This is a genomic window from Pseudomonas sp. NFPP12, assembly GCF_900103205.1.
In the GTDB taxonomy this organism is placed as follows: Bacteria; Pseudomonadota; Gammaproteobacteria; order Pseudomonadales; family Pseudomonadaceae; genus Aquipseudomonas; species Aquipseudomonas protegens.
Map to the genome: position 1 here is coordinate 241,341 of NZ_FMWW01000003.1, position 26,976 is coordinate 268,316.

Sequence of the window (26,976 nt, forward strand, 5' to 3'; positions counted from 1 at the left end):
ACAGCACGCCCGGGGCAGTCAGGGACACAGGAACAGGAAGGGTCAGGACGGTTTGAGCCAGCTTTCCGCCAGGGCGCCCCAATAGGCCGCGCCGGTAAGGAGGATGTCGTCGTTGAAGTCGTAACCCGGGTTATGCACCATCGGCTGGGCCACGCCGTTGCCGATGAACAGGTAGCTGCCCGGGCAGCGCTGCAGCATCCAGCCGAAGTCTTCGCTGCCCATCAGCTTCGGCGTATTGCCGTTGACCGCCTCGGCCCCCACCAGCTCGACACCGATCTTGCGGGCGAACTCGGTTTCCTCCGGGCTGTTGACCAGCACCGGATAGGCCGGGCGATGCTCGATGCTGACCGAGCAACCGAAACTCTCGGCCTGGGTGCGGATAATGGCCTTGACCCGCTCCAGCATCTGCTCGCGCACCGGTGCGTTGAGGGCCCGCAGGCTCAGGCGCAGCAGGGCCTGCTGGGGAATCACGTTGGCCGCCTCGCCCGCTTGCAGGGCACCTACGGTGACCACCGCGGCTTCCTGGGCATCGATGTTGCGCGCTACCACTGTCTGCAAGGCCATGACCATGCTCGCCGCTGCCACCAGCGGGTCTACCGTCAGGTGCGGCATGGAGCCATGGCCGCCGACGCCTTCGACTATCACGTTGAGCAGGTCCTGGGAGGCCATCATCGGCCCCTCGCGAAAGCCCAGGTGCCCGGCCGGCAGCCCCGGCATGTTGTGCAGGCCAAACAGGGCATCACAGGGGAAGCGCTCCAGCAGGCCGTCGGCAAGCATGGCCTCGGCGCCACCCTGGCCCTCCTCCGCCGGCTGGAAGATCAGGTTCAGGGTGCCGTCGAACTGCCGGGTCGCCGCCAGGTAACGGGCCGCCCCGAGAAGTAGGGTGGTGTGGCCGTCATGCCCGCAGGCGTGCATGCAACCGCTGTAGCGGCTGCTGTAGGGCACCCCGGTGTTCTCGATGATCGGCAGGGCGTCCATGTCGGCCCGCAGGCCCAGGGTGCGGGGGCTGCTGCCGTTGCGCAGCACCCCTACGACGCCGGTCCGGCCCACGCCGGTGTGCACTTCATAACCCCACTTTTCAAGGTTGCGGGCCACCAGCGCCGCGGTGCGATTTTCCTCGAAACCCAGCTCGGGGTGGGCGTGAATGTCCTGGCGGATGGCTCGCAGGTCGCTGGCGACATCGTTGAGCCAGGCAAGAATGTGCTGGTGTCGGGTCATGGCGTATCTCCTCTGGGCCGGGTGGGTTCCCGTTCTTTTTTTCGGAGCGCTGCACGAGGGCCAGGGCGTGCTCGAAGCTCTGCGTCAGATAACCGCGAGCCGGGGCACAGGACAATCAAATGTGGTTCCACTGGATGGAACACAAAGCTGCCGCCATCGTTTCGACCCCGGTCAGGGGTCCAGGCGGCAACCTTCACGGGCACTGCGCCAGACCGCGCTATGGGTGCGCCCCAGCGCGCTGGCGGTGACACGACGGGGCTGCGGCTCATCGAGAAAAGCGCTGGTGGGCAGGTACTGGCGCACGTAGGCGCGGCAGTAGTCGGCAGGTTGTTGCATGACGTAACGGCAGGAGCAGTACTCCTTGGCGGTGTAGGCCCCGAGGATGTCCGGGAAGGCCTGCAACGCCACCCGCTGCTGCCAGCCCCAGCCCAGCAGCAGGAGCAGCCCGAGCGCCAGCAGGCTGAGCAGCGGACGCCGACGGATCAAGGGCCAGGGCTTCATGGCTGCTCCGGCGTGGCGAAGGCGGCCAGCACCCGCTTGAGCAGTTCATTGTGCTGGTAGCTGCCGTCACGGTCGTCGCCATAGCGCACGATCACCAGGCGCTGCGCCGGGAGCACATACAGCGCCTGGCCCCAGTGTCCCAGCGCGGCGTAGGTATCGGCGGGGGCATCCGGCCAGGGCCGTGGCGCCCCGTCCACCTCGCGGTTGAGCCACCAGTGCCCGCCCGCCACGGCCACGTCCTGGTTGGCCCGATAGCCACGAAAGGGCGTGCGGCAGAATTCGACCCAGGCCTTGGGCAGCAATTGCCGGTCGCGCCAACGGCCATCGCGCTGCATCAGCAGGCCAATGCGAGCCAGATCGCGGGCCGTCAGGTAGAGGTACGAGGAAGCGACGAAAGTGCCGGCTGCATCACGCTCCCACACCGCCTGGGTGATGCCCAGGGGTTCGAACAGGGCACGCCAGGGATAGTCCGCATACTGCCCCTCCCCCACCATGCCCCGCAGGCTGGCCGCCAGCAGGTTGCTGTCGCCGCTGGAATAGCGAAACACCTGGCCCGGCGGGCCGGAGGCGGCCTGTTGCGCGGTGAAGGCGGCCATGTCCCGGTGCCCGCGGGTGTAGAGCATGGCCACCACCGAAGAGTTGAGAGGGGCGTATTCATAGTCTTCCTGCCAATCCAGGCCCGAGGCCCAGTGCAGCAGGTCCGCCAGGGTGATGTCGGGATGGGCCTCGAGCGGCGGGTAGAACTTCGCCGCCGGGTCCTGCAACTGGAACCGCCCCTCGCCAAAGGCCACCCCCAGCAGCACCGCCAGCAGGCTCTTGCTGGCAGACCAGGCGAGATGGGGCGTCTGTGGCCCGGTTGCCCCGGCGTAGCGCTCGTAGAGCAGTCGACCGTCGCGGATCACCAGCAAGGCGTCGGTGCGAATGCCCTGGCGGGATTCATCGTCCCGGGGCACAAAGGCGTATTCCTCCAGGGCCTGCAGCGCCGGGCCGCTGGCTGGCGTGCCCTGGCTCCATTGCAGCGCCGGCCACTCCTCGGCCCGGGCCGGCAGGCTGAGTAATAGAAGCAGGGCCAGCAGCAACCAAGCTTTGGGCATGAAGGACACTCGAGAGCCGTCTGGGGCCGAGCCTATTGCGGGCACATGACCGTTTCGCGACAACCTTCGCCGGCAAGCCGGCTCCTACAGGGTTGGCCGAATATTCGATAGGGCGCGAGAACCGCTTCTTGTAGGAGCTGGCTTGCCAGCGAATGCGGTTTCGGAGACTGCGCATTCCTCGCGCGCCCCTTCGCCGGCAAGCCGGCTCCTACAGGGAGGCCAGGGCCTTGGCCAGGCGCTGTGCGCGAGCGCTGGCGGCGAGGTCCAGCAGGGCCTGGTCGCGGGTCCATTGCTCGCGCCAGAGCTGTGGCCCCTGGGCGAAGGCAATGCCGATCTCGGGTTTCAGCGCCTCGAACTGCACGAACAGGCCCGCCAGCAGAATGTGCCCGCTGCTCAGCGCCGGGTTCTGCCGGCTGGCTTCGGCACAGCCGGCCAGCAAGCCCAGCAATTGCAATTGCAAGGGCTGCGGCCAGCCGCTGTCCTGCCCCACGCCGTACAGCCAGGCCAGCATGGCGCTCAGGACATAGATGTCTTCCAGGGTGCGGAACGGCTTGACGTAGGCATCCCAGCCGTCGCCGGCCAGCAACTCGCAGGCGGCGTTGTCCAGCTCCAGGCAGCCGTGGCTGATCTCCGGCATCAGGGCAATGGCGGGCAGGGTCTGGACCTTGACCCCGGGCTCGCCGGGATAGACCACCGTCAGGCGCAGGGCTGCGCGCTCCCCCGGGGCTTCGCAGCGAGCCGCCACCAGCAGCCAGTCGGCGGCATCGCCGGCGGTGACGAAATCCTTGCGCCCGTGCAGGCGCAGATCCTCCAGGCGGGTCTGCATGTCTGCCGGGCGCAGGCTGCGGCGTTCGGTCGCGCACAAAGCCCCCAGACTGGACGGCGCGCTGGGCCACAACATGCGCAATGCCGCCTGGTAGCCCACCAGGAAGGCCAGCCCCGGGGTGGCCATCAAGCGCCCGCCGCGCACCGCCAGTTCGAAGGGCGTGACGTTGCCCAGGTGCGCCAGCAAAGCCCCGTAGCCCTCGGCCAGGTCGGGGTTGGCGGGCAATCGTTCACGGCTCTCGAGCAGGGCTTGCCAGGGCATTCGAAGGTCCTCAGGGGCTGTCATATAAGCATCACCAAAGCTTCATGGCGATGACACCGGGGCTACATAGCCTGACTTTGCACAACAAAGTCGATTGGCTGCAACCCAAGGCGGGTCAGTAGCCCGCACGGAGATTCACGATGACTCAGATCGCCCGCATCAGCGACACCGGCACTGAACGCCGCCTGCAAGCCGAACGCCTGATCGGCGCGAAGGCTCTGCAAGAAGCCCAGGCCCTGCGTTTCAACGTCTTCAGTGGCGAGTTCAACGCCAAGCTCAAGGGCGCGGAACTGGGTCTGGACATGGATGACTATGACGTTCATTGCAGCCACATCGGTGTGCGCGACCTGAACACCGGGCGCCTGGTGGCCACCACCCGCCTGCTGGACCACCAGGCCGCCAGCAGCCTGGGGCGTTTCTACAGCGAAGAAGAATTCAGCCTGCACGGCCTGGTGCAGCTCAAGGGGCCGATCCTGGAGATCGGCCGCACCTGCGTCGACCCGGCCTACCGCAACGGCGGCACCATCGCCGTGCTCTGGGGCGAACTGGCGGAAGTGCTCAATCAGGGCGGCTACAGCTACCTGATGGGTTGCGCCAGCATCCCCATGCAGGACGGCGGCGTGCAGGCCCAGGCGATCATGCAGCGCCTGCGCGAGCGCTACCTGTGCACCGAGCACCTGCGGGCCGAGCCGAAGAACCCGCTGCCGAGCCTGGACATTCCGTCCAATGTGATCGCCGAGATGCCGCCCCTGCTCAAGGCCTACATGCGCCTGGGAGCGAAGATCTGCGGCGAGCCGTGCTGGGACGAGGATTTCCAGGTCGCCGATGTGTTCATCCTGCTCAAGCGCGACGAGCTGTGCCCGCGCTACGCCCGGCACTTCAAGGCGGCGGTCTGATGCGCCGGCTGCGGGTCTACGGGCGCATCGCCCGAGTGCTGCTGGTGGTGGCGCTGGGCCTGAGCATGGCCAGTATCTTCGGTTTGCTGGAACGCTTGGGGGTCGCCAACTCCATGGTCCGGCGCCAGCGCTGGTCGCGCTTCTTCATGGCACGCTTGAGCAATGCCCTGCCCTTTCAGGTCTCGGTGCATGGCGAGCTGCCCCGCCAACCGATGCTCTGGATCAGCAACCATGTGTCCTGGACCGATATCCCGCTGCTGGGCATGCTGACGCCGCTGTCCTTCCTGTCCAAGGCCGAAGTGCGCACCTGGCCGGTGGCCGGTTGGCTGGCCGCCAAGGCCGGCAGCCTGTTCATCCGCCGCGGCGCCGGTGACAGCCAGTTGATCCGCAAGCAGATGACCCGGCATTTGCAGGAGCAGCACCCACTGCTGCTGTTCCCCGAAGGCACCACCACCGATGGCCGTGGCCTGCGCACCTTCCACGGGCGCTTGCTGGCCAGCGCCATCGATGCCGACGTCTGCCTGCAACCGGTGGCGATCCGTTACCTGCGCGACGGCCAGATCGATACCCTGGCGCCCTTCATCGGCGACGACGATCTGCTCTCGCACCTGATGCGCCTGTTCGCCAATGACCGGGGCCAGGTGGAGATCCACCTGCTCAAGCCGATTGCCTGCCAGGGCCAGGAACGTGCGGCGCTGGCCTTCCAGGCCCAGCAAGCAGTGCAGAAGGCGCTGTTCGGTGACCGAACCCTGCCCGCCGAACCACGCCGCAACGGCGAACTGGTCGCCGCCTGAAACTCTCTGTAGGAGCCGGCTTGCAGGCGAAAAGGCCCTTGAAACCTGCGTCGGTCATGAGAGCACCTTCGCTGGCAAGCCAGCTCCTACAACAGCCATCGTGAGTCAGGGCAATTGGATGTGCTGCGCGGCGAATGCCTGCAATTGCGGGTAGAAAGCGCGGAAGTCTTCGCTCAACGGTTCATACAGCCGTTCCAGCTCGACCATCGCCGCGGTCAGCTCCTCTGGCCGTGACAGGCGCCGGGCAATCCCCCGCAACACCTGCTCCAGCACCGCGAACTCGCGATAGGAACCCAGCCAGTCATCCGCCGCCATGTAAGGCGCAATCTGCGCCAGCCGCGCCGGCAACTGCGGCTCGGCCGCCAGCACCCGGTACACCTCGGCGGTGAACAACGGCAGGGGCCGGTCGGCGTAATGCTGCCAGTCCCGGGCCAGGCAATGGTCGAAGAACACGTCGATGACGATGCCGGCGTAACGCCTTCGCGTCAGGGAGAAACGTGACAGCGCCGCCGCCACCAGCGGGTGACTGTCGGTGTAGGTATCGATGCGCCGATGCAGCTGGATCGCCGCCTCGACCTCGGGCGAAAACTGCCCTTGCAGGCGTCCCTTGACGAAATCGCCATACAGGCTGCCGAGTAATTGGCCCGGGCGCTGGCCGCCAAGGTGCAGATGTGCGAGATAATTCATGGACGCAGCTTAGCACTGCGACCGACATATCGTTATAACCCGATATACCGATAAGTAATCATTTAAGACCAAAATCATATTGGTATATCGCGAAATAACGATTTAAATTTCGCTTCATCGCGATACAACGTTTCACAAAAAACGAGCACCGCCATGTCCCTCGACCTCGACGAAATAATAAAAGCCCTGGCACATCCGGTTCGCAGGGAAATCCTGCACTGGCTGAAAGACCCGACTGTCGAATTTCCCGATCAGGCTCACAGCAATGAGCACGGCGTCTGCGCCGGGCAGATCGACCAACGCTGCGGCCTGTCGCAGTCGACCGTGTCCGCCCACCTCGCCACCTTGCAACGCGCAGGCCTGATCAGCAGCCGGAAAGTCGGCCAATGGCATTTTTTCAAACGCAACGAGGAAACCATCCAGCAGTTCCTCACGCAAATGAGCCAACAGCTCTGACCTGACAAGGACCCGACAATGCCCCTTTCGCTTCTCATCCTGGCCTTGAGTGCCTTCGCCATCGGTACCACCGAGTTCGTCATCATGGGCCTGCTGCCCGATGTGGCGGCGGACCTCGGGGTGTCGATTCCCGGCGCCGGCTGGCTGGTCACCGGCTACGCCCTTGGGGTGGCCATCGGCGCGCCCTTCATGGCCCTGGCCACCGCCCGCCTGCCCCGCAAGGCAGCCCTGGTGGCGCTGATGGGAATCTTCATTGTCGGCAACCTGCTGTGTGCACTGGCCAGTGATTACAACGTGCTGATGTTTGCCCGGGTGATCACCGCGCTGTGCCACGGTGCCTTCTTTGGTATCGGTTCAGTGGTGGCCGCCGGCCTGGTGCCCGCCAACAAGCGCGCTTCGGCCGTGGCCCTGATGTTCACCGGCCTGACCCTGGCCAACGTCCTTGGCGTGCCCCTGGGCACCGCCCTGGGCCAGGCAGCGGGCTGGCGCTCAACCTTCTGGGTGGTGACGGTGATCGGCGTAGTGGCGCTGATCGGCCTGCTGCGCTTCCTGCCGGCCAAGCGCGACGAGGAAAAACTCGACATGCGTGCGGAGCTGGCGGCCCTCAAGGGCGCGGGTATCTGGCTGTCCCTGAGCATGACCGCGCTGTTCGCCGCATCGATGTTCACCCTCTTCACCTACGTTGCACCGCTGCTCGGTGATGTCACCGGTGTCTCGCCCAAGGGCGTGACCTGGACCCTGCTGCTGATCGGCCTGGGCCTGACCCTGGGCAACATCATCGGCGGCAAACTGGCGGACAAGCGCCTGGGCGCCACCCTGATCGGCGTGTTCGCGGCCATGGCCGTGGTCTCCACCGTACTGACCTGGACCAGCGTGGCGCTGATCCCCACCGAGATCACCCTGTTCCTCTGGGCCACCGCTTCGTTTGCCGCAGTGCCGGCGTTGCAGGTCAACGTAGTGACCTTCGGCAAGGCCGCACCGAACCTGGTTTCGACCCTGAACATCGGCGCCTTCAACATCGGCAATGCCCTGGGTGCCTGGGTCGGCGGCAGCGTCATCGCCCACGGCTTCGGCCTGACCAGCGTGCCGTTGGCGGCTGCGGCCCTGGCGATCCTGGCCCTGCTGGTGACGCTGATTACCTTTCGCCAGGGCGGCAACGCCGAACTGGCTCCTGCAACCCACTGATCCGCTCCTTATCCCTTAAAGAAGGCTGCATTCCATGACGACTCTCTTTGATCCGATCAAACTCGGCGATCTCGAACTGTCCAACCGCATCATCATGGCGCCGCTGACCCGCTGCCGCGCCGATGCCGGCCGCGTACCCAACGCGCTGATGGCCGAATACTACGTACAACGGGCTTCCGCCGGCCTGATCCTCAGCGAGGCCACCTCGGTGACCCCCATGGGCGTGGGCTACCCGGACACCCCCGGCATCTGGTCCAACGACCAGGTGCGTGGCTGGGCCAATGTGACCAAGGCAGTACACGGCGCCGGTGGCAAGATATTCCTGCAGCTGTGGCACGTCGGACGCATCTCCCACCCGTCCTATCTGAACGGCGAAACCCCGGTGGCACCCAGCGCCCTGCAGCCCAAGGGGCATGTCAGCCTGGTGCGCCCGCTGGCCGACTTCCCAACTCCGCGGGCCCTGGAAACCGCTGAAATCGCCGACATCGTCGATGCCTACCGGGTCGGCGCGGAAAACGCCAAGGCCGCCGGTTTCGACGGCGTGGAAATCCACGGCGCCAACGGCTACCTGCTGGACCAGTTCCTGCAAAGCAGCACCAACCAGCGTACCGACCAGTACGGCGGTTCCCTGGAAAACCGTGCCCGCCTGCTGCTGGAAGTCACCGACGCGGCCATCGAGATCTGGGGTGCCGGCCGGGTAGGCGTGCACCTGGCACCACGTGCCGACTCCCATGACATGGGTGATGCCAACCTGGCAGAGACCTTCACCTACGTCGCTCGGGAGCTGGGCAAACGCGGTATCGCCTTTATCTGCTCCCGCGAGAAAGAAGGCGCCGACAGCCTGGGCCCGCAACTCAAAGAAGCCTTCGGCGGCCCCTACATCGCCAACGAACGCTTCACCAAGGACAGCGCCAACGCCTGGCTGGCCGCTGGCAAGGCTGACGCCGTGGCCTTTGGTGTGCCCTTCATCGCCAACCCTGACCTGCCAGCCCGCCTGAAGGCCGATGCGCCGCTGAACGAAGCGCACCCGGAAACCTTCTACGGCAAGGGCCCGGTCGGCTATATCGACTATCCGACTCTGTAAGCCTGCTTCGCTCGATAAAAAGCCCCGACTCTCGCGAGCCGGGGCTTTTTCATGACCTGCACATTCGTTGTAGCCGCTGCCGCAGGCTCGGGCCGCGTACGCACGGTCGCCCCGAAGGGGCGCGACCCTCTCAAGTTCGATGAAGATCCTGCGGACCTTGTCGCGGCCTGCGGCAGCGACTACAGAAAGCCATTCAACGTTTGCGCTGGGCCCAGGCCACCGCCAGGCCGCTGAGGCAGATGACCGCGATACCGACCAGGGCGTACTGGTCCGGGGTATGGTCGAAGATCAGGTAGCCAAAGAGCCCGGCGAAAAGAATCTGCCCATAGCTGAAAGGCGCCAGCATCGCCGGCGCGGCATGGCGGAACGCCTGGGTCAGCAACATGTGGCCGAGCATGCCGCAGGTGCCCAGGCCGATCATGAACAGCCCATGAACCAAAGTCGGCGTGCTCCAGAAGAACGGCAGCAGCGCGCTCATGATCAGGCTGTTGAGGATCCCGGTGAGAAAGTTGCTGGTGGTCGGGCTGTCGACACCACTGAGCTTGCGGGTCAGCAACTGGTAGAAGCCGAAGCACAGCGCCGACCCCAGCGGCAGAAGGATTGCCGGCGTGAACAACGCGCCACCGGGACGCACCACAATCAGCACCCCGACGAACCCCGCCAGCACTGCCAGCCACTGGGCGCGACTGACCCGCTCCCCCAGAAACGGCACCGACAGGGCAGTCACCAGCAAGGGCGCCAGGAAGTTGACCGCGGTCGCTTCTGCCAGGGGGATATAGCGCAGGCCGGTGGTGAACAGCAGGCTGGTGCCGATCAGGCACAGGGCCCGCAGCAATTGCAACCCGGGGCGCTTGGTGCGCACCACCGCAGAGAAACCACTGCGCGGCACGAAGACCACCAGCATCAACAGGGTGTGCACCACATAGCGGGCCCAGACCACCATGACGATGGGATAAAAAGCCGACAGGTATTTGGATAACGTGTCGTGGCTGGCAAACAGCAGGACCGCCAGGCAGATCAGGGCGATCCCCTTGATGGGGTGTTCCGCGCCGTTGAACGGTGAAGGGCTCACACTCATTCACACACCCGCAACAAAATCCCTACAAAATACGTAGCTCGCTATCTATCAACCTGCAGCAAGCCCGTATATAAAAGCACCCCATTGTGAAGTGCGACCCCGGGTATGAACGTCCCTCGCCTTAAATGTTGACACAACCGGACTCAATTACGCATTTTGTCTTAATGACGGAGGTTGGGGCTCAAGCGCAGCATATCCAGCCCGATGTCGATCCAGCGCTCTGCTTCGGTGTGCAGGGCGAAGCTGTCCGGGGCCAGCAACCATTGGTAGAGAATGCCATCGATGAATGCATGCAGCGTGATAGCTGCCCGCGCCGCATCGAGATTCTCGGGCAATTGCCCACGATTCACTGCATTACGCAACGCCAGCTCGATGTGTACGTTGCAGTCCAGGCTGGCAGCGCGACGCTGGCGGCGCAGGTCGCACATTTCGTCGGTGAACTCGCACTTGTGAAACAGGATTTCATTGATGCGTCGGGTTTTCGGGTCCAGGGCAACTTGATGAAACAAATGAATGAGCAGCTTGCGCATGCAGCCCAACGGGTCCATTTCATCTACATTCTCACTGGCCGCGGCCATTTCATCCAAAGGTTCACGCAGGCTGTCGAGCATGGCCTGCACCAGGTCGGCCTTGTTGCTGAAGTGCCAATAGATGGCACCTCGCGTGACTCCCGCCAGCGCCGCGATGTCGGCCAGGGTGGTACGCGCCACGCCACGCTCGTAAAAGGCCTTTTCGGCGGCCTCGAGTATCTGGCTGCGAGTTTCTTGAGCTTCCTCTTTGGTACGACGGACCATGGCAGTAAAACCTCGATCAGGATCTTTCAGCGATGCGTGAAGACCTTCTGAATAAATATGGAACGGCATCTCGAGTGCCGTTTGCCCAGCCTACAATTCAACACCTACAGGGGCTTTTGTAACCGGATGGGTACGCCGCAGGGGTATTTACAAACAACCATGAACGTAAGTATATTCCTTAGCAAGCTACTTATCCACTCAGCCAAGCATTTTTACCCTTCCACTTTTCTTGTGCGCATCTTGCGTGCCTGACCCGAGGATTTTCATGCAACTCAAGCCAGCTGTTACCGCTCTGGTCACTGCCGTCGCCCTGGCATCGCTGCTCAGCGGATGTAAAAAGGAAGAGGCGGCGCCTGCCCCTCAAGCCCCTCAGGTCGGCGTCGTTACCCTGCAACCACAAGCCTTTACCTTGACTTCCGAACTCCCGGGCCGGACCACTGCGTTCCGCATCGCCGAAGTTCGCCCACAGGTAAATGGGATCATTCTCAAGCGTCTGTTCAAAGAAGGTGGAGACGTCAAGGAAGGTCAGCAGCTTTATCAGATCGATCCATCGGTCTATGAGGCAACGCTGAAGAGTGCCGAGGCTAATCTGCAATCGACCAAGTCGATTTCTGATCGCTACAAGCAACTGGTCAACGAACAGGCCGTAAGCCGCCAGGAATACGACACTGCCGTGGCCAACCGCCTGCAGTCGGAAGCCTCGCTGCAAAGCGCCCAGATCAACCTGCGCTACACCAAAGTGCTGTCGCCACTGACCGGCCGAATCGGCCGTTCCTCGGTGACCGAAGGCGCCCTGGTGAGCAATGGCCAGGCCGATGCCATGGCCGTGATCCAGCAGCTGGACCCAATCTACGTCGACGTTACCCAGTCCTCGGTGGAACTGCTGGAACTGCGTCGCGAACTGGAAAGCGGCCGCCTGCAGAAAGTCGGCGACAATGCCGCCAAGGTCAAACTGACCCTGGAAGACGGCAGCCAGTACAAGCTCGACGGCAAGCTGGAATTCTCCGAAGTCTCGGTGGACGAAACCACCGGCTCGGTGACCCTGCGCGCAGTGTTCCCGAACCCGGAGCACACCCTGCTGCCTGGCATGTTCGTCCACGCCCAGCTGCAAGCCGGGGTGAACAGCGCGGCGATCCTGGCTCCCCAGCAAGGCGTGACGCGCGACCTGAAAGGCACCCCGACCGCCCTGGTGGTTGGCCCGGATAACAAGGTCGAGCTGCGTCAACTCAAGGCCAGCCGCACGGTCGGCAGCCAGTGGTTGGTGGAAGATGGGCTGAAAGCCGGCGATCGCCTGATCACCGAAGGCCTGCAGTTCGTCAAGCCGGGCATTGAAGTCAAGGCCAGCGAAGCAACCAACGTTCCAGCGAAGAACCCGGCCCCTGCACAGGCAACTGACAAAGCTGCAGGCGGCAAAGGGGAGTAAACCATGTCGAAATTTTTTATCGACCGTCCGATCTTCGCCTGGGTAATCGCCCTGGTGATCATGTTGGTCGGGGCTCTATCGATCCTCAAATTGCCGATCAACCAGTACCCGAGCATCGCGCCGCCAGCGATCGCCATCTCCGTGACCTACCCAGGCGCTTCCGCACAGACCGTGCAGGACACCGTGGTTCAGGTGATCGAGCAGCAGCTCAACGGTATCGACAACCTGCGTTATGTGTCCTCGGAAAGTAACTCCGACGGCAGCATGACCATCACTGCGACCTTCGAACAGGGCACCAACTCGGACACCGCGCAGGTTCAGGTACAGAACAAGCTCAACCTGGCCACTCCGCTGCTGCCTCAAGAAGTGCAGCAGCAGGGCATCCGCGTGACCAAGGCAGTGAAGAACTTCCTGCTGGTGATCGGCGTGGTTTCCGAGGACGGCAGCATGTCCAAGGACGACCTGTCGAACTACATCGTGTCGAACATGCAGGACCCGATCTCGCGGACCGCGGGCGTCGGTGACTTCCAGGTATTCGGTGCCCAGTACGCGATGCGGATCTGGCTCGACCCGGCCAAGCTGAACAACTACAACCTGACCCCGGTGGACGTGAAGACCGCGGTTGCCGCGCAGAACGTCCAGGTATCGTCCGGCCAGCTCGGCGGCCTGCCTGCCCTGCCCGGCCAGCAACTCAACGCCACCATCATCGGCAAGACCCGCCTGCAGACTGCCGAGCAGTTCAAGGCGATCCTGCTGAAGGTCAACAAGGACGGCTCGCAAGTGCGTCTGGGCGATGTCGCGGACGTCGGCCTGGGTGGCGAGAACTACGCCATCAGCGCCCAGTTCAACGGCAAGCCGGCGTCCGGCCTGGCAGTGAAACTGGCCAACGGCGCCAACGCCCTGGACACCGCCAAGGCCCTGCGCAACACCATCAAGGACCTGGAACCCTTCTTCCCGCAAGGGATGAAGGTGGTGTTCCCGTATGACACCACCCCGGTGGTGACCGAATCCATCAAGGGTGTGGTTGAAACCCTGGTGGAAGCGATCGTCCTGGTGTTCCTGGTGATGTTCCTGTTCCTGCAGAACTTCCGCGCCACGGTGATCACCACCATGACGGTGCCGGTGGTACTGCTGGGTACCTTCGGCATCCTTGCGGCGGCCGGTTTCAGCATCAACACCCTGACCATGTTCGGCATGGTGCTGGCCATCGGCTTGCTGGTGGACGACGCCATCGTCGTGGTGGAGAACGTCGAGCGGGTGATGCACGAGGAAGGGCTGTCGCCCAAGGAGGCGACGAAAAAGTCCATGGGCCAGATCCAGGGAGCCCTGGTGGGTATCGCCCTGGTGCTGTCCGCGGTACTGCTGCCAATGGCCTTCTTCAGCGGCTCCACCGGGGTGATCTACAAGCAGTTCTCGATCACCGTGGTCTCGGCCATGGCTCTGTCGGTGCTGGTTGCCCTGATCTTCACTCCGGCCCTGTGCGCCACCATGCTCAAGGCCGTACCGCAAGGCGAACACGCCACCGAGAAGCGCGGCTTCTTCGGCTGGTTCAACCGCACCTTCGATCGCAGCGTGAAGAGCTACGAACGCGGCGTGGGCAACATGCTGCACCACAAGGTTCCGTACCTGCTGGCCTACGTGCTGATCGTCCTGGGCATGATCTGGCTGTTCACCCGCATCCCGACCGCGTTCCTGCCGGAAGAAGACCAGGGCGTTCTGTTCGCCCAGGTACAGACGCCGGCCGGCTCCAGTGCCGAGCGGACCCAGGTGGTGGTGGACGAAATGCGCGCCTACCTGCTGGACAAGGAAAAGGACACCGTGGCTTCGGTGTTCACCGTGAACGGCTTCAACTTCGCCGGTCGCGGCCAGAGCTCGGGCATGGCCTTCATCATGCTCAAGCCGTGGGGCGAGCGTTCCGCGGAAAACAACGTGTTCAACCTGGCAGCCCGCGCCCAGCAGCACTTCTTCAGTTTCCGTGACGCGATGGTGTTCGCCTTCGCCCCTCCGGCGGTACTGGAGCTGGGTAACGCCACCGGTTTCGACGTGTTCCTCCAGGACCGCGCCGGTATCGGCCATGAGAAACTGATGGCTGCACGCAACCAGTTCCTCGGCATGGCAGCCCAGAGCAAGGTGCTGTCCCAGGTGCGTCCGAACGGCCTGAACGATGAACCGCAGTACCAGTTGACCATCGACGACGAGCGCGCCAGTGCCCTGGGCGTGACCCTCACCGACATCAACAACACCCTGTCGATTGCCCTGGGCAGTAGCTACGTCAACGACTTCATCGACCGTGGTCGGGTGAAGAAGGTGTACATCCAGGGTCAGGCCGGTGCCCGCATGAGCCCCGAAGACCTGAAGAAGTGGTACGTACGCAACAGCGCCGGAACCATGGTGCCGTTCTCCTCCTTCGCCAAAGGCGAGTGGATCTACGGCTCGCCCAAGCTGGCCCGTTACAACGGCGTGGAAGCCATGGAAGTGCTCGGTGCCCCGGCCCCTGGCTACAGTACCGGTGAAGCCATGGCCGAAGTCGAGGCCATTGCCGCGAAGCTGCCGGCGGGTGTCGGTATCTCCTGGACTGGCCTGTCCTACGAGGAACGTCTGTCGGGCTCCCAGGCACCTGCGCTGTACGCCTTGTCCCTGCTGATGGTGTTCCTGTGTCTGGCGGCGCTGTATGAAAGCTGGTCGATTCCGATCGCAGTGATGCTGGTTGTGCCCCTGGGGATCATCGGTGCACTGATGGCAACCAGCATGCGCGGCCTGTCCAACGACGTGTACTTCCAGGTGGGTCTGTTGGTGACCATTGGTCTGGCGGCGAAAAACGCCATTCTGATCGTCGAGTTCGCCAAGGAACTGCACGAGCAGGGCCGCAGCCTGGTAGACGCCGCGGTGGAAGCCTGCCGGATGCGTCTGCGGCCGATCATCATGACCTCCCTGGCCTTCGTCCTCGGGGTCGTGCCACTGGCCATCTCCACGGGCGCCGGCTCGGGTAGCCAGCATGCGATCGGTACCGGGGTGATCGGCGGTATGCTCACCGCGACTATCCTGGCGATCTTCTGGGTGCCATTGTTCTTTGTCACCGTATCGTCCATGGGCCGCAGGAAAGCGGACCTGTCAGAAACTACTGCAACCCCTAATGAGGCTGGCCAATGAGCAAGTCGCTACTCTCCCTGGCAATCACCGCCATCGCGCTAAGTGGTTGCTCGCTGATCCCGGATTACCAGCGCCCGGAAGCGCCGGTGGCGGCGCAGTTCCCCCAAGGCCCTGCCTACTCGCCAAAGGAGGCCGCCAACGTGGCGGCCGCCGAACAGGGCTGGCGGCAGTTCTTCCATGACCCGGCGCTGCAGCAACTGATCCAGACGTCCCTGGAAAACAACCGCGACCTCAAGGTCGCGGCGCTGAACATCGATGCCTATGCCGCGCAGTACCAGATCCAGCGGGCTGACCTGTTCCCTGCGGTTTCGGCCAACGCCAGCGGCAGCCGCCAGCGCACTCCGGCACGCATGTCGCAGACCGGCGAAGCCGGGATCACCAGCCAGTACTCGGCCACCGTGGGCGTCAGTGCCTATGAACTGGACCTGTTCGGCCGCGTTCGCAGCCTGAGCGAGCAGGCCTTGCAGACCTACTTCTCCAGCGAAGAAGCGCGGCGCAGCACCCAGATCAGCCTGGTGGCCAGCGTGGCCAACGCCTACATGACCTGGCAGGCCGACAAGGAACTGCTGAAGCTGACCCAGGACACCCTCGCCGCCTACGAGGAAAGCTACCGGCTGACCTCGCGCAGCAACGAAGTGGGCGTGGCCTCGGCCCTGGACCTGAGCCAGTCGCGGACTTCGGTGGAAAACGCCCGGGTCCAGCTGGCGCGCTACACCCGCCAGGTGGCCCAGGATGAAAACAGCCTGACCCTGCTGCTGGGCACGGCGATTCCGGCCAACCTGCCGGCGGCCCAACCGCTCTCGGCCGACCTGCTGAGCGACCTGCCAGCCGGCCTGCCGTCAGAACTGCTGCAACGGCGCCCGGACATTCTCGAAGCCGAGTACAAGCTCAAGGCGGCCAATGCCAATATCGGCGCGGCGCGGGCAGCGTTCTTCCCGAGCATCAGCCTGACCGCCAATGCCGGTACCTTGAGCCCGGATCTCTCGGGCCTGTTCAAGGGGGGCTCGGGCACCTGGCTGTTCCAGCCGCAGATCAACCTGCCGATCTTCAACGCCGGCAGCCTGCGCGCCAGCCTGGACTACTCGAAAATCCAGAAAGACATCACCGTCGCGCAGTACGAGAAATCCATCCAGACCGCCTTCCAGGAAGTCTCCGATGGCCTGGCGGCACGCCAGACCTACAACCAGCAGTTGCAGGCCCAGCGTGATTTCGTCAACGCCAACCAGGACTACTATCGTCTGGCCGAGCGCCGCTACCGTATCGGGGTCGACAGCAACCTGACCTTCCTCGATGCCCAGCGGTCGCTGTTCAGCGCCCAGCAGGCACTGATCACCGATCGCCTGTCGCAGCTCACCAGCGAGGTCAACCTGTACAAGGCCCTCGGCGGTGGCTGGAGCGAACAGACAGCGAAGAACGAGCCACTGGCGGAAAAAGCCCCGGCGCTGCACCTGTTCTGAAGCGTCACCTGGCCATATGAAAAACCCACCTGACGGTGGGTTTTTTTATATGTACCAACTGGAACATTTGTGTTCGATTACCGCCCAAAAAGTGTTTCGTCCAATTGATTGGCCCTGATCCGCGAAGCACCATTCCCGGCACCTGGACACACCAATAACAACAGGTCCGATGCCATGCCCCCACGCCCTGCCCGCTACGGCTGATACCTCCGGTTCCACCCTGCTCCCCTGAAACCTGTGCCCAGACCCTTTGCGCGGCACTGGCCGGCTGCACCCCTAACAATTAGAGAGACCGACGAATGAAGCCAAGCACCCCGCCGTCCTACCTTCTACCCAGCCTCCTGGCCCTGGCGCTGAGCAGCACCGCCCTGCCGGCACTGGCCGCAGAGTCGGGCTTTCTCGAAGATGCCCAGGCCAACCTGACCCTGCGCAACTTCTACTTCAACCGCAACTTCACCAACCCGACCAAGGCCCAGGGCAAGGCCGAGGAATGGACCCAGAGCTTCATCCTCGATGCAAAGTCCGGCTTCACCCAGGGCACCGTCGGCTTCGGCATGGACGTGCTGGGCCTCTACTCGCTGAAACTCGACGGCGGCAAGGGCACCGGCGGCACCCAACTGCTGCCCCTGGATCACGACGGTCGGCCGGCGGACAACTTCGGACGCCTGGGAGTAGCCTTCAAGGCGCGACTGTCTCAGACCGAGGTCAAGGTCGGCGAATGGATGCCAGTGCTGCCGATCCTGCGCTCCGACGACGGCCGCTCGCTGCCACAGACCTTTCGCGGCGGCCAGATCACCTCGAAGGAAATTGCCGGACTGACCCTCTATGGCGGCCAGTTCCGCGCCAACAGCCCGCGTGACGACAGCAGCATGAGTGACATGAGCATGTTCGGCAAAGCGGCCTTCACCTCCGACCGTTTCAACTTCCAGGGCGCCGAATATGCCTTCAACGACAAGCGCACCCAGATCGCCCTGTGGAATGCCCAGCTCAAGGACATCTACAGCCAGCAGTTCATCAACCTGATCCACAGCCAACCCCTGGGCGACTGGACCCTGGGCGCCAACCTGGGCTTCTTCTATGGCAAGGAAGACGGCAGCGCCCGCGCCGGCGACATGGAGAACCGCACCTGGTCCGGCCTGTTCTCGGCCAAATATGGCGGCAACACCTTCTATGTAGGCCTGCAGAAGCTCACTGGCGACAGCGCCTGGATGCGGGTCAATGGCACCAGCGGCGGCACCCTGGCCAACGACAGCTACAACGCCAGCTACGACAACGCCAAGGAGAAGTCCTGGCAGGTGCGCCATGACTACAATTTCGCCGCGCTGGGCGTTCCCGGCCTGACCCTAATGAACCGCTACATCAGCGGCAGCAACGTGCACACCGCCACCGTCAGCGACGGCAAGGAATGGGGCCGGGAAAGCGAAGTGGCCTACACGGTCCAGAGCGGCACACTGAAGAACCTCAACCTGAAGTGGCGCAACTCCACCATGCGTCGGGACTTCAGCAACAACGAGTTCGATGAAAACCGGTTGATCGTCAGCTATCCGTTGAACTTGCTGTAACGGCGAAACGCCCAACGAAAAGGCCAGCCCGGTGATCGGGCTGGCCTTTTCGTTGGGTCATGGAATGGATTACAGGCGCGATTCGATGCCCAGTTCGTCCCACACCGATTCCGCCAGGTGGAAGGTGGCGTTGGCCGCCGGGATTCCGCAGTAGATCGCGCTCTGCATGATCACTTCCTTGATCTCGCTGCGGCTCACCCCATTGTTGGCGGCGGCCCGCAGGTGCAGCTTGAGCTCCTCGTTGCGGTTCATGCCGATCAGCATGGCGATGGTGATCAGGCTGCGGGTGTGTCGCGGCAGGCCCGGGCGGGTCCAGATGTCGCCCCAGGCATGGCGGGTGATCATTTCCTGGAACTCCGAGTTGAACTCGGTCAGGGCATTGAGGCTGCGGTCCACATGGGCATCGCCCAACACCGCGCGGCGAACCTGCATGCCTTCGTCATAACGCTGTTTCTCGTCCACAAAGGGCTCCTTGAATCGACTCTCAGGCCAGCAGAAAATCCACGACCCGGGCGCTGAAAGCGTCGCCGGCCTGGACGTTGGACAAATGCGCAGCATAGAACTCGGCATACTCCGCGCCCGCCACATGCTGCTGGATGAAATGCCCACCGGACGGTGGTGTCACGGCGTCTTCAGTGCCGGCAATCACCAGGGTGGGCACCTTGATCGCCCCAAGCCGTTCACGAAAATCCGCGTCCCGCACCGCCGCGCAGTTGGCCGCATAGCCTTGCGGCGAGGTGGCCGCGAGCATGTCGGTGATCAGCTTGGCCTGGTCAGGGTGAGCTTCGGCAAAGTCGCTGGTGAACCAGCGGGCGATGGAGGCATCGCGCAGCGCCACCATGGCCGCCTGGCCGTCACGTAGCACGGTCTCGATCCGCGGGTTCCATACGGACGGGTCGCCGATCTTCGCCGCGGTGTTGCACACCACCAGCTTGTGCAGACGCTCGCCGGCATTGATCCCCAGCCACTGGCCGATCAGCCCGCCCATGGACAGGCCACAGAAATGCGCACGCTGGATATCCAGCGCATCCAGCAGCGCCACCACGTCGCGGCCCAGTTGCTCGATGCTATAGGGACCTTCGGTGACCAGGGAACGGCCGTGGCCACGGGTGTCCATGCGCAGCACCTGGAAGTGCCGGGTGAAGGCCGCCATCTGCTTGTCCCACATGTGCAGGTCGGTGCCCAGGGAGTTGGACAGCACCAGTACCGGCGCGCCCTCGGGCCCTTCGAGTTGATAGTGCAGTTCGCCCTCGGCGAGTTTCACGAATCCCACAGCAGTCTCCTTCAGGCCTTCAAGGCAAAATGTTCAGCCACGGCGCGCTCGACCCAGGCCTGCGCCTGGCCCAGGTAGTGCGCCGGGTCCAATAGACGATCCAGGTCCGCCGCCGACAGCTCGGCGGTAACCTGGGAATCCTCCCCCAATACCCCACGCAGATGGCGTTTCTCGGCCACTGCGCGCTTGCAGCATTGTTCCAGCAGATGGTGGGCGGTTTCCCGGCCCAGGCGCTGGGCCAGGGCAATGCTCACCGCTTCGGCCAGCACCAGGCCCTGGGTCAAGTCGAGGTTGTGCGCCATGCGCGCGCTGTCGACCTCCAGGCCTTCGGCCACCAGTAATGCTTGTTGCAACGCGCCAGACACCAGGCAGCAGATCTCCGGCAGGGTTTCCCATTCGGCGTGCCACAGGCCCAGGCTGCGCTCGTGCTCCTGGGGCATGGCGGCAAACATCGTCGCCAGCAGGCCGGGAACCCGGGTCGCGGCGCTGATCAGCACCGCCGCGCCCACCGGGTTGCGCTTGTGCGGCATGGTGGACGACCCGCCCTTGCCCGGCGCCGAGGGCTCGAAGACCTCCGCCGCCTCGGTCTGCATCAGCAGGCTGATATCCCGCCCCAGCTTGCCCAGGCTGCCGGCCAACAGGCCCAGCACCGAAGCGAACTCCACCAGGCGGTCGCGCTGGGTGTGCCAGGGCTGCTCCGGCAGGGCCAATTGCAGCTCGTCGGCCAGGGCCTGGGCAATCGGCAAGGCCTGCTCGCCCAAAGCCGCCAGGGTTCCGGAAGCGCCGCCGAACTGCAGCACCAGCAAACGCGGCTTGAGCTGCTGCAGGCGCTCGCGGCTGCGGGTCAATGCCCCCAGCCAGCCGCCGATCTTCATCCCCAGGGTTACCGGCGTGGCATGTTGCAGCCAGGTGCGGCCGGCCATCGGGGTCGTGGCGTAACGTTGGGCCTGGGCAACAAGGATGTCCCCCAGGCGCTCCAGGTCCTGCTCCAGCAGGAGCATGGCGCGGCGCAGTTGCAACACCAGCCCGCTGTCCATCACGTCCTGGCTGGTGGCTCCCAGGTGCACAAAGCGCTCGGCCTCGCCATCGCTGCGGGCGATCTGCCGGCCCAGGGCCTTGACCAGGGGAATGGCCGAGTTGCCGGCCGTGGCAATCGCCTCGCCCAGCATCTGGAAGTCATACAGCCCGGCATGGCAGGCGGCCTCGATGGGCGCTACTGCACTGGCCGGGATCACCCCGACGCGGGCCTGGGCCCGGGCCAGGGCGGCTTCGAAATCGAGCATGGCCTGGACCCGCCCCTGATCGCAGAACACCCCGCGCATTTCCCGGGCAGTAAAGTAGGCATCGAACAACTGATTGCTCGCAGTCAGGGTCATAAACAGTCCTTGGCAAACCTGCGCCCGAGCCGGGCGCAGGTACACAGGTCAAAGGTCGTGGTGCAGGTAGGCGGCCTGTTTCGGCAGGCGCAGGCTGAACAGGAAGGCAATCGCCATCATCGCCGTGACATACCAGTAAAAGGTGTTTTCCATGCCCATGTTCTTGAAGTTCAGGGCCACCCATTCCGCCGAGCCACCGAAGATCGCATTGGCCACCGCATAAGCCAAGCCCACCCCGAGTGCGCGCACTTGCGGCGGGAACATCTCGGCCTTCACCAGGCCGCTGATGGAGGTGTAGAAACTGACGATGGCCAGGGCCAGGGTGATCAGCACAAAGGCCAGGAACGGGCTGGTGACGGTCTTCAAGGTCAGCAGGATCGGCACTGTGAACAGCGTACCCAGGGCACCGAACCAGAGCATCGAGTTACGCCGGCCGATCTTGTCCGCCAGCATGCCGAACAGCGGCTGCATGCACATGTAGAGAAACAGCGCGCCGGTCATGATGTAGCTGGCGGTCTTGGCGTGCATGCCCGCGGTGTTCACCAGGTACTTCTGCATGTAGGTGGTGAAAGTGTAAAAAATCAGCGAGCCGCCGGCGGTGTAGCCGAGCACGGTGATAAACGCCGCCGAGTGGTTCTTGAACAGCGCAGCGATGCTGCCGGCGTCCTTGTCCTCACGGATTTCCTTGCTGGTGGTTTCCTTCAGCGAACGGCGCAGCAGCAGCGAGATCACCGCGGCGATGGCACCGATCACGAAGGGAATGCGCCAGCCCCAGGCCTTGAGCTCGGCCTCATCGAGAAACTGCTGGAGAATCACCACCACCAGCACCGCCAGCAGTTGCCCGCCGATCAGGGTCACGTACTGGAAGGAGGCAAAGAAGCCGCGCTGGCCCTTGAGCGCCACCTCACTCATGTAGGTGGCGGTGGTGCCGTACTCGCCGCCCACCGACAGGCCCTGGAACAGGCGCGCAACCAGCAGCAGGAACGGCGCCCAGGCACCGATGCTGGCGTAGGTCGGCAAGAAGGCGATCACCAGGGAGCCGGCGCACATCATCAGCACCGAGATCATCATCGAGTTCTTGCGCCCATGACGGTCGGCGACCCGGCCGAACAGCCAGCCGCCGATGGGCCGCATCAGAAAGCCGGCGGCGAACACCCCGGCGGTGTTGAGCAACTGCACCGTCGGATCGTCGGAGGGAAAGAAGGCCGGGGCGAAATAGATGGCGCAAAAGGCATAGACATAGAAGTCGAACCATTCCACCAGGTTGCCGGAGGAGGCGCCGACAATGGCAAAGATCCTTTTGCTGCGTTCCTCTCCGGTGTAGTGACTTGTCGTTGTTGTCATGGTTTTTTCACTCATGGGGGACAGTGTGAGTCTAGACACACTTGGCAACATTCCCGTTCCCTGCGGATAGCGCCCTGCCCTCTCCCGGGCAGAGGTCAATCGACCCTATCAACCTGTAGCGACTGTAGCCGCTGCCAAGCCACGGCGAGGCTGCGAAAAGGCCCGGAGGGCCTTGCTTGACGGTCTCAAGCCGAACCCCTGCCGGTCTCAAGCCCGCCGCGCCTGCTACGCAACCCGCGGCAGTGGCCACACAAGGCCGGGTCAGTAGTCGAAGAACACGGTTTCGGCGTCAGTACCCTGGAGAATCACGTTCCACTGGTAGTGACCGTCAGCATCGGCCTTGGCCAGCAAGGTGCCTCGGCGCTCCTCGGGCACGCAGGCCAGCAGCGGATCGCTGGCGTTGGCCGGCTCCCCCTCGAAGTAGATGCGGGTCAGCAGGTGCTTGACCAGGCCACGGGCGAACACCAGTACCACCAGATGCGGGGCCTGGGTCGTGCCTTTCAGGCCCGGCACCGTGCCCGGCTTGATGGTGGTGAAGCGAAAGCGCCCTTCGGCGTCCACCGGCACCCGGCCAAACCCCTGGAAGTTCGGGTCCAGGGGTTTGTCCTGATCGTCTTCGGGGTGGCGGTACTTGCCGGCGGCGTTGGCTTGCCAGACTTCCAGCATCGCGTCGTTGACGAAGTTGCCGTTGCCGTCCACCACCTGGCCGGTGATCGCCACCCGCTCGCCCAGGGTGCCTTCCTCGGTCAGGTCTTCGCGGTTCAGCCAGGTCAGGCCGATGTGGTAGTAGGGGCCGACGGTGTGGGATGTAGTCGCGGTCAGGGTCACGTTATTTCTCCATCGGCGTGGCGTCGCGGCCGCGCAGGACAATGTCCCAACGGTAACCGAGGGCGTAGGAAGGAATGGTTTTCTCCAGGTCGAAGCTGGCGATCAGGCGTTCCTTGGCGCGGGTGTCCGGCACGCAGTTGTAGATCGGGTCATAAGCCAGCAGCGGGTCGCCAGGGAAATACATCTGGGTCACCAGGCGGGTAAGAATGCTCGGCCCGAACAGCGAAAAATGGATATGCGCCGGGCGCCAGGCATTGTGGTGGTTGCCCCAGGGGTAGGCCCCAGGCTTGATGGTCTGGAACTGGTACCAGCCCTCGGCATCGGTAACGGTGCGCCCAGTGCCGGTGAAGTTCGGGTCCAGGGGCGCATCGTGCAAGTCGCGGTCGTGGTTGTAGCGACCGGCCGCGTTGGCCTGCCAGATCTCCACCAGGATGCCCGGCACCGGCAGGCCGTTCTCGTCCAGAACCCGGCCGTGGATGATGATGCGCTCGCCCTGGGGCTGCCCTTCGTGCTGGGCCGTCAGGTCGTTGTCCCGTTCCTGGATCGACTCGGCGCCGATGCTCGGGCCGGTGATTTCCGACAGCGAGTGGGGAATGAACACCAGCGGCTTGGACGGCGAGCGGGTGTTGGTCGACTGGTAGGCCGGGTGCAGGTAATCAGGCTGAGTGCCCGCTTGCGGGCGCCGGTAACCGGGCTTGTCACTCATGGTGGTTCCTCGTTCTCTTCTTATATAAGGCAGGCAGTCAAACGCGCTCGATAGCCAGCGCCAGCCCTTGGCCGACGCCGACGCACATGGTCGCCAGGCCTTTTTTGCCGCCGCTCTTTTCCAGCTGATGCAAAGCCGTCAGCACCAACCGCGCGCCGCTCATGCCCAGGGGATGGCCCAGGGCAATCGCGCCGCCGTTGGGATTGACCTGGGGCGCATCGTCCGCCAGGCCCAGCTCGCGCAGCACCGCCAGGCCCTGGCTGGCGAAGGCTTCGTTGAGTTCGATCACGTCGAAGTCGCTGACCGCCACGCCCAGGCGCTCGATCAACTTGCGCACTGCCGGCACCGGGCCGATGCCCATGACCCGCGGCGCAACCCCGGCGCTGGCCATGCCCAGTACTCGCGCACGTGGGGTCAGGCCGTGTTTCTTGACGGCTTCGGCCGAGGCCAGGATCAGCGCCGCGGCACCGTCGTTGACCCCGGAGGCATTGCCGGCGGTAACGGTCTTGTCCGGGCCGTTGACCGGCTTGAGCTTGGCCAAGGCTTCCAGGGTGGTGTCGGCACGGGGATGCTCGTCCTGCTCCACCACGCTCTCGCCCTTCTTGTGGGCGATGCGCACCGCAACGATTTCCTCAGCGAAGAAACCGGCGGCCTGGGCCGCCGCGGCACGCTGCTGGCTGCGCAGGGCGAAGGCGTCCTGGTCAGCGCGGGACACTTTGTAGTCATCCGCCACGTTGTCGGCGGTCTGCGGCATGGCATCCACACCGTACTGGGCCTTCATCAGCGGGTTGATGAAACGCCAGCCGATGGTGGTGTCTTCCAGCTTCATGTTGCGCGAAAAGGCGGTATCGGCCTTGCCCATGACAAAGGGCGCGCGGGACATGGACTCGACGCCACCGGCAATCGCCAGCTCCATCTCGCCGCTGGCAATGGCGCGGAAGGCCGTGCCGATGGCGTCCATGCCCGAGGCGCAGAGACGGTTGAGGGTGACGCCGGGCACGCTGTCCGGCAGGCCGGCCAGCAGCAGAGCCATGCGCGCCACGTTGCGGTTGTCCTCGCCGGCCTGGTTGGCGCAGCCGAGGAACACCTCGTCCACGGAGCTCCAGTCCACGCTGGGGTTGCGCTCCATCAAGGCCTTGATCGGCAGCGCCGCCAGGTCGTCAGCGCGCACTGTCGAGAGGCCGCCACCAAAACGGCCGATGGGGGTGCGAATGGCATCGCAGATGAATACGTCGCGCATCAGGCTTCTCCAGGGGCTTGGCCATGGGCCGCGGCGGTGCGCGCTTCCAGGTCACGCAGGGCGGTCAGTTCAACCTCGGTGGGTGCTGCGGTCTCGGCCACCTGGTCGGCGAAGCGGATCGCCCAGCCAGTGGCGGCCACCACCTGCTCGCGGGTCACGCCCGGGTGCAGCGAAGTGACGACGAATTCGTGGGTACCGGCTTCCGGCTCCATGATGCACAGGTCGGTGATGATCCCCACCGGCCCCGCCCCTGGCAGGCCCAGGCGCTTGCGCGAATCGCCGCCTTCGCCGTGGCCGACCGAAGTCACGAAGTCCAGCTTGTCGACGAAGGAGCGCGAGGATTGCTTGAGGATGATCAGCACGCTCTTGGCCGAACCGGCGATCTCCGGAGCACCGCCGGCGCCCGGCAGGCGCACCTTGGGCCGGTGGTAGTCGCCGACCACGGTGGTGTTGATATTGCCGAAACGGTCAACCTGGGCCGCGCCAAGGAAACCCACGTCGATGCGCCCGCCCTGCAGCCAGTAGCGGAAGATCTCGCCGGTAGGCACCACGGTGTCGGCGGTTTCCGCCAGCTCGCCGTCACCGATAGAAAGTGGCAGGACGCTGGGCTTGGCGCCGATCGGGCCGGACTCGTAGATCAGCACCACGTCCGGTGATGAGGTCAGGCGTGCCAGGTTGGCGGCCTTGGACGGCAGGCCGATGCCGACGAAGCACACCGAGCCGTTCTGCAAGCGACGGGCCGCGGCCACGGTCATCATTTCATTGGTGGAGTAGGTCATTACTGGGCCTCCGAAGCTGCGGCCAGCTTGGCCTGGAATTCGCTGAAATCGGCACTGCCGTGGATGTATTCGTTGATCCAGGCGGTGAACGCGTCACGGTCGCGGGCGATCGGGTCCCAGGCCTGGTAGAAGCGGTTGTCGCGCTCGGAGTAGCCGTGGGCGTAGGACGGATGGGCGCCACCAGGCACATGGCAGACCGCGCTCAGCGCCCAGGTCGGCAGTACGCAGGCGTTCATCGGTGCGTTCAGGTCGTCGACGATTTCCTCGACGGTGACGATGCAGCGCTTGGCGGCCAGGGCGGCCTCTTTCTGTACCCCGAGAATGCCCCACAGCAGCACGTTGCCCTTGCGGTCGGCCTTCTGCGCGTGGATTACCGTGACGTCCGGGCGCACCGAAGGCACCGCCGCCAGCACTTCACCGGTAAACGGGCAGGTCACGGTCTTGATCAGGGGGTTGACCTTGGGCAGGTCGGAACCGGCGTAGGCCCGCAGGACGGCAAAGGGCAGGCCCGAGGCGCCGGCGACATAGGCGTTGGCCAGGTCGGCGTGGCTGTGTTCCTCAATCTCCAGGGGCTGTGGCCATTGCTTTTCCACGGCGTCGCGCAGGCGGTGCAGGGAGCCCACGCCCGGGTTGCCACCCCAGGAGAAAATCAGCTTGCGAGCGCAACCGGCACCGATCAACTGGTCGTAGATCAGGTCAGGGGTCATGCGCACCAGGGTCAGGTCTTTCTTGCCCTGGCGGATGATTTCATGACCTGCGGCCGTAGGAATCAGGTGGGTGAAGCCTTCGAGCGCGACGGTGTCGCCGTCGTTGACGAATTGCTTCACCGCGTCGTGCAGCGAAAGGATTTCAGCCATGGATGGGGTCTCCCGATTGTTATTCAGCGACTGGAGAAAAAGGCGCTCTGGGCGCGCCGCAGTGACTGAAGATTAAGCCGGGGCCAAACCCCAAACAATCCGATAAT

General features: G+C 64.2%; 25 protein-coding genes. 9 read left to right on the forward strand and 16 right to left on the reverse strand.

The window, feature by feature from the left end; all coding sequences use genetic code 11:
* Positions 1-42: 42 nt before the first annotated feature.
* The 4 genes from BLS75_RS13890 to BLS75_RS13905 form a co-directional block, all read right to left on the reverse strand.
* Positions 43-1,218: a M20 aminoacylase family protein gene (locus BLS75_RS13890; protein WP_072451103.1), complete on the reverse strand. Its 1,176-nt coding sequence runs from the start codon at positions 1,216-1,218 to the stop codon at positions 43-45.
* A gap of 171 nt (positions 1,219-1,389) precedes the next feature.
* Complete coding sequence (locus BLS75_RS13895) at positions 1,390-1,719, reverse strand: hypothetical protein (protein ID WP_011059685.1); 330 nt, start codon at positions 1,717-1,719, stop codon at positions 1,390-1,392.
* Entirely contained in the window at positions 1,716-2,813 is a 1,098-nt protein-coding gene (locus BLS75_RS13900) for a serine hydrolase domain-containing protein (RefSeq protein WP_019096075.1), read from the reverse strand. Before BLS75_RS13900 ends, BLS75_RS13895 begins: the two co-directional genes overlap by 4 nt.
* A gap of 208 nt (positions 2,814-3,021) precedes the next feature.
* The gene (locus BLS75_RS13905) at positions 3,022-3,900 is read right to left on the reverse strand and encodes an acyl-CoA dehydrogenase middle domain-containing protein (RefSeq protein WP_011059683.1); all 879 of its coding nucleotides are present in this window, start codon (positions 3,898-3,900) and stop codon (positions 3,022-3,024) included.
* Between the two features lie 140 nt (positions 3,901-4,040).
* Here BLS75_RS13905 and olsB point away from each other — a divergent pair, with 140 nt between their 5' ends.
* Positions 4,041-4,796, forward strand: coding sequence for an L-ornithine N(alpha)-acyltransferase (gene olsB, locus BLS75_RS13910; RefSeq protein WP_015634439.1), 756 nt, complete (start codon positions 4,041-4,043; stop codon positions 4,794-4,796).
* Complete coding sequence (locus BLS75_RS13915) at positions 4,796-5,590, forward strand: lysophospholipid acyltransferase family protein (RefSeq protein ID WP_072451104.1); 795 nt, start codon at positions 4,796-4,798, stop codon at positions 5,588-5,590. Before olsB ends, BLS75_RS13915 begins: the two co-directional genes overlap by 1 nt.
* A 105-nt stretch (positions 5,591-5,695) precedes the next feature.
* On the opposite strand, the gene BLS75_RS13920 is transcribed toward BLS75_RS13915, so the two are convergent.
* On the reverse strand, positions 5,696-6,277 hold the full coding sequence (locus BLS75_RS13920) for an acyl carrier protein phosphodiesterase (RefSeq protein WP_053149437.1): 582 nt from the start codon (positions 6,275-6,277) through the stop codon (positions 5,696-5,698).
* A 153-nt stretch (positions 6,278-6,430) separates the two neighbouring features.
* On the opposite strand from BLS75_RS13920, the gene BLS75_RS13925 reads away from it, so the two are divergent.
* From BLS75_RS13925 to BLS75_RS13935, 3 genes are read left to right on the forward strand one after another with little or no spacing between them, the layout of a single operon-like run.
* Complete coding sequence (locus BLS75_RS13925) at positions 6,431-6,733, forward strand: ArsR/SmtB family transcription factor (protein WP_011059679.1); 303 nt, start codon at positions 6,431-6,433, stop codon at positions 6,731-6,733.
* An 18-nt stretch (positions 6,734-6,751) separates the two neighbouring features.
* Positions 6,752-7,918, forward strand: a complete 1,167-nt coding sequence (locus BLS75_RS13930; protein ID WP_041116345.1) for an MFS transporter — start codon at positions 6,752-6,754, stop codon at positions 7,916-7,918.
* A gap of 34 nt (positions 7,919-7,952) precedes the next feature.
* Positions 7,953-9,002, forward strand: coding sequence for an alkene reductase (locus BLS75_RS13935; RefSeq protein ID WP_011059677.1), 1,050 nt, complete (start codon positions 7,953-7,955; stop codon positions 9,000-9,002).
* A gap of 193 nt (positions 9,003-9,195) precedes the next feature.
* Here the strand turns inward: BLS75_RS13935 and BLS75_RS13940 are convergent, their stop codons facing one another.
* Positions 9,196-10,080, reverse strand: a complete 885-nt coding sequence (locus BLS75_RS13940; protein ID WP_011059676.1) for a DMT family transporter — start codon at positions 10,078-10,080, stop codon at positions 9,196-9,198.
* A 161-nt stretch (positions 10,081-10,241) separates the two neighbouring features.
* The gene (gene emhR, locus BLS75_RS13945) at positions 10,242-10,874 is read right to left on the reverse strand and encodes an efflux system transcriptional repressor EmhR (protein ID WP_011059675.1); all 633 of its coding nucleotides are present in this window, start codon (positions 10,872-10,874) and stop codon (positions 10,242-10,244) included.
* A gap of 265 nt (positions 10,875-11,139) precedes the next feature.
* Here emhR and emhA point away from each other — a divergent pair, with 265 nt between their 5' ends.
* From emhA to BLS75_RS13965, 4 genes are all read left to right on the forward strand, one after another.
* The gene (gene emhA, locus BLS75_RS13950; RefSeq protein ID WP_015634435.1) at positions 11,140-12,297 is read left to right on the forward strand and encodes an efflux RND transporter periplasmic adaptor subunit EmhA; all 1,158 of its coding nucleotides are present in this window, start codon (positions 11,140-11,142) and stop codon (positions 12,295-12,297) included.
* Positions 12,298-12,300: 3 nt separating this feature from the next.
* Positions 12,301-15,447, forward strand: coding sequence for an efflux RND transporter permease subunit (locus BLS75_RS13955; RefSeq protein WP_072451105.1), 3,147 nt, complete (start codon positions 12,301-12,303; stop codon positions 15,445-15,447).
* The gene (gene adeC, locus BLS75_RS13960) at positions 15,444-16,904 is read left to right on the forward strand and encodes an AdeC/AdeK/OprM family multidrug efflux complex outer membrane factor (protein ID WP_072451106.1); all 1,461 of its coding nucleotides are present in this window, start codon (positions 15,444-15,446) and stop codon (positions 16,902-16,904) included. The genes BLS75_RS13955 and adeC overlap by 4 nt, the downstream gene beginning before the upstream one ends.
* A gap of 299 nt (positions 16,905-17,203) precedes the next feature.
* Entirely contained in the window at positions 17,204-18,466 is a 1,263-nt protein-coding gene (locus BLS75_RS13965; RefSeq protein WP_072451107.1) for an OprD family porin, read from the forward strand.
* Positions 18,467-18,535: 69 nt separating this feature from the next.
* Here BLS75_RS13965 and pcaC read toward each other — a convergent pair whose 3' ends face one another.
* The 9 genes from pcaC to BLS75_RS14010 all read right to left on the reverse strand — a co-directional run bounded on the left by pcaC (position 18,536) and on the right by BLS75_RS14010 (position 26,869).
* Entirely contained in the window at positions 18,536-18,928 is a 393-nt protein-coding gene (gene pcaC / locus BLS75_RS13970; protein WP_072451108.1) for a 4-carboxymuconolactone decarboxylase, read from the reverse strand.
* A 22-nt stretch (positions 18,929-18,950) separates the two neighbouring features.
* Entirely contained in the window at positions 18,951-19,739 is a 789-nt protein-coding gene (gene pcaD / locus BLS75_RS13975) for a 3-oxoadipate enol-lactonase (RefSeq protein WP_072451109.1), read from the reverse strand.
* An 11-nt stretch (positions 19,740-19,750) separates the two neighbouring features.
* Entirely contained in the window at positions 19,751-21,115 is a 1,365-nt protein-coding gene (locus tag BLS75_RS13980) for a 3-carboxy-cis,cis-muconate cycloisomerase (protein ID WP_011059665.1), read from the reverse strand.
* Positions 21,116-21,163: 48 nt separating this feature from the next.
* A complete protein-coding gene (locus tag BLS75_RS13985) occupies positions 21,164-22,474 on the reverse strand; it encodes an MFS family transporter (RefSeq protein WP_255313395.1) in 1,311 nt (436 codons plus the stop codon).
* Positions 22,475-22,720: 246 nt separating this feature from the next.
* Positions 22,721-23,287: a protocatechuate 3,4-dioxygenase subunit alpha gene (pcaG, locus tag BLS75_RS13990; RefSeq protein ID WP_011059663.1), complete on the reverse strand. Its 567-nt coding sequence runs from the start codon at positions 23,285-23,287 to the stop codon at positions 22,721-22,723.
* A gap of 1 nt (position 23,288) precedes the next feature.
* Positions 23,289-23,993: a protocatechuate 3,4-dioxygenase subunit beta gene (pcaH, locus tag BLS75_RS13995; RefSeq protein WP_047284232.1), complete on the reverse strand. Its 705-nt coding sequence runs from the start codon at positions 23,991-23,993 to the stop codon at positions 23,289-23,291.
* A 37-nt stretch (positions 23,994-24,030) separates the two neighbouring features.
* Positions 24,031-25,236, reverse strand: a complete 1,206-nt coding sequence (pcaF, locus tag BLS75_RS14000; RefSeq protein ID WP_176876753.1) for a 3-oxoadipyl-CoA thiolase — start codon at positions 25,234-25,236, stop codon at positions 24,031-24,033.
* Positions 25,233-26,012 (reverse strand): CoA-transferase subunit beta, encoded by a 780-nt coding sequence (locus BLS75_RS14005; RefSeq protein WP_072451111.1) that lies wholly within the window; start codon positions 26,010-26,012, stop codon positions 25,233-25,235. Before BLS75_RS14005 ends, pcaF begins: the two co-directional genes overlap by 4 nt.
* On the reverse strand, positions 26,012-26,869 hold the full coding sequence (locus BLS75_RS14010; protein WP_072443197.1) for a CoA transferase subunit A: 858 nt from the start codon (positions 26,867-26,869) through the stop codon (positions 26,012-26,014). Before BLS75_RS14010 ends, BLS75_RS14005 begins: the two co-directional genes overlap by 1 nt.
* Positions 26,870-26,976 lie beyond the last annotated feature (107 nt).

What these genes read in the sequence shown, in the direction of transcription:
- BLS75_RS13890 (WP_072451103.1), bottom strand. Translation starts at nt 1,218, where the DNA reads ATGACCCGACACCAGCACATTCTTGCCTGGCTCAACGATGTCGCCAGC.
- BLS75_RS13895 (WP_011059685.1), bottom strand. Translation starts at nt 1,719, where the DNA reads ATGAAGCCCTGGCCCTTGATCCGTCGGCGTCCGCTGCTCAGCCTGCTG.
- BLS75_RS13900 (WP_019096075.1), bottom strand. Translation starts at nt 2,813, where the DNA reads ATGCCCAAAGCTTGGTTGCTGCTGGCCCTGCTTCTATTACTCAGCCTG.
- BLS75_RS13905 (WP_011059683.1), bottom strand. Translation starts at nt 3,900, where the DNA reads ATGCCCTGGCAAGCCCTGCTCGAGAGCCGTGAACGATTGCCCGCCAAC.
- olsB (WP_015634439.1), top strand. Translation starts at nt 4,041, where the DNA reads ATGACTCAGATCGCCCGCATCAGCGACACCGGCACTGAACGCCGCCTG.
- BLS75_RS13915 (WP_072451104.1), top strand. Translation starts at nt 4,796, where the DNA reads ATGCGCCGGCTGCGGGTCTACGGGCGCATCGCCCGAGTGCTGCTGGTG.
- BLS75_RS13920 (WP_053149437.1), bottom strand. Translation starts at nt 6,277, where the DNA reads ATGAATTATCTCGCACATCTGCACCTTGGCGGCCAGCGCCCGGGCCAA.
- BLS75_RS13925 (WP_011059679.1), top strand. Translation starts at nt 6,431, where the DNA reads ATGTCCCTCGACCTCGACGAAATAATAAAAGCCCTGGCACATCCGGTT.
- BLS75_RS13930 (WP_041116345.1), top strand. Translation starts at nt 6,752, where the DNA reads ATGCCCCTTTCGCTTCTCATCCTGGCCTTGAGTGCCTTCGCCATCGGT.
- BLS75_RS13935 (WP_011059677.1), top strand. Translation starts at nt 7,953, where the DNA reads ATGACGACTCTCTTTGATCCGATCAAACTCGGCGATCTCGAACTGTCC.
- BLS75_RS13940 (WP_011059676.1), bottom strand. Translation starts at nt 10,080, where the DNA reads ATGAGTGTGAGCCCTTCACCGTTCAACGGCGCGGAACACCCCATCAAG.
- emhR (WP_011059675.1), bottom strand. Translation starts at nt 10,874, where the DNA reads ATGGTCCGTCGTACCAAAGAGGAAGCTCAAGAAACTCGCAGCCAGATA.
- emhA (WP_015634435.1), top strand. Translation starts at nt 11,140, where the DNA reads ATGCAACTCAAGCCAGCTGTTACCGCTCTGGTCACTGCCGTCGCCCTG.
- BLS75_RS13955 (WP_072451105.1), top strand. Translation starts at nt 12,301, where the DNA reads ATGTCGAAATTTTTTATCGACCGTCCGATCTTCGCCTGGGTAATCGCC.
- adeC (WP_072451106.1), top strand. Translation starts at nt 15,444, where the DNA reads ATGAGCAAGTCGCTACTCTCCCTGGCAATCACCGCCATCGCGCTAAGT.
- BLS75_RS13965 (WP_072451107.1), top strand. Translation starts at nt 17,204, where the DNA reads ATGAAGCCAAGCACCCCGCCGTCCTACCTTCTACCCAGCCTCCTGGCC.
- BLS75_RS13980 (WP_011059665.1), bottom strand. Translation starts at nt 21,115, where the DNA reads ATGACCCTGACTGCGAGCAATCAGTTGTTCGATGCCTACTTTACTGCC.
- BLS75_RS13985 (WP_255313395.1), bottom strand. Translation starts at nt 22,474, where the DNA reads ATGAGTGAAAAAACCATGACAACAACGACAAGTCACTACACCGGAGAG.
- pcaH (WP_047284232.1), bottom strand. Translation starts at nt 23,993, where the DNA reads ATGAGTGACAAGCCCGGTTACCGGCGCCCGCAAGCGGGCACTCAGCCT.
- BLS75_RS14005 (WP_072451111.1), bottom strand. Translation starts at nt 26,012, where the DNA reads ATGACCTACTCCACCAATGAAATGATGACCGTGGCCGCGGCCCGTCGC.
- BLS75_RS14010 (WP_072443197.1), bottom strand. Translation starts at nt 26,869, where the DNA reads ATGGCTGAAATCCTTTCGCTGCACGACGCGGTGAAGCAATTCGTCAAC.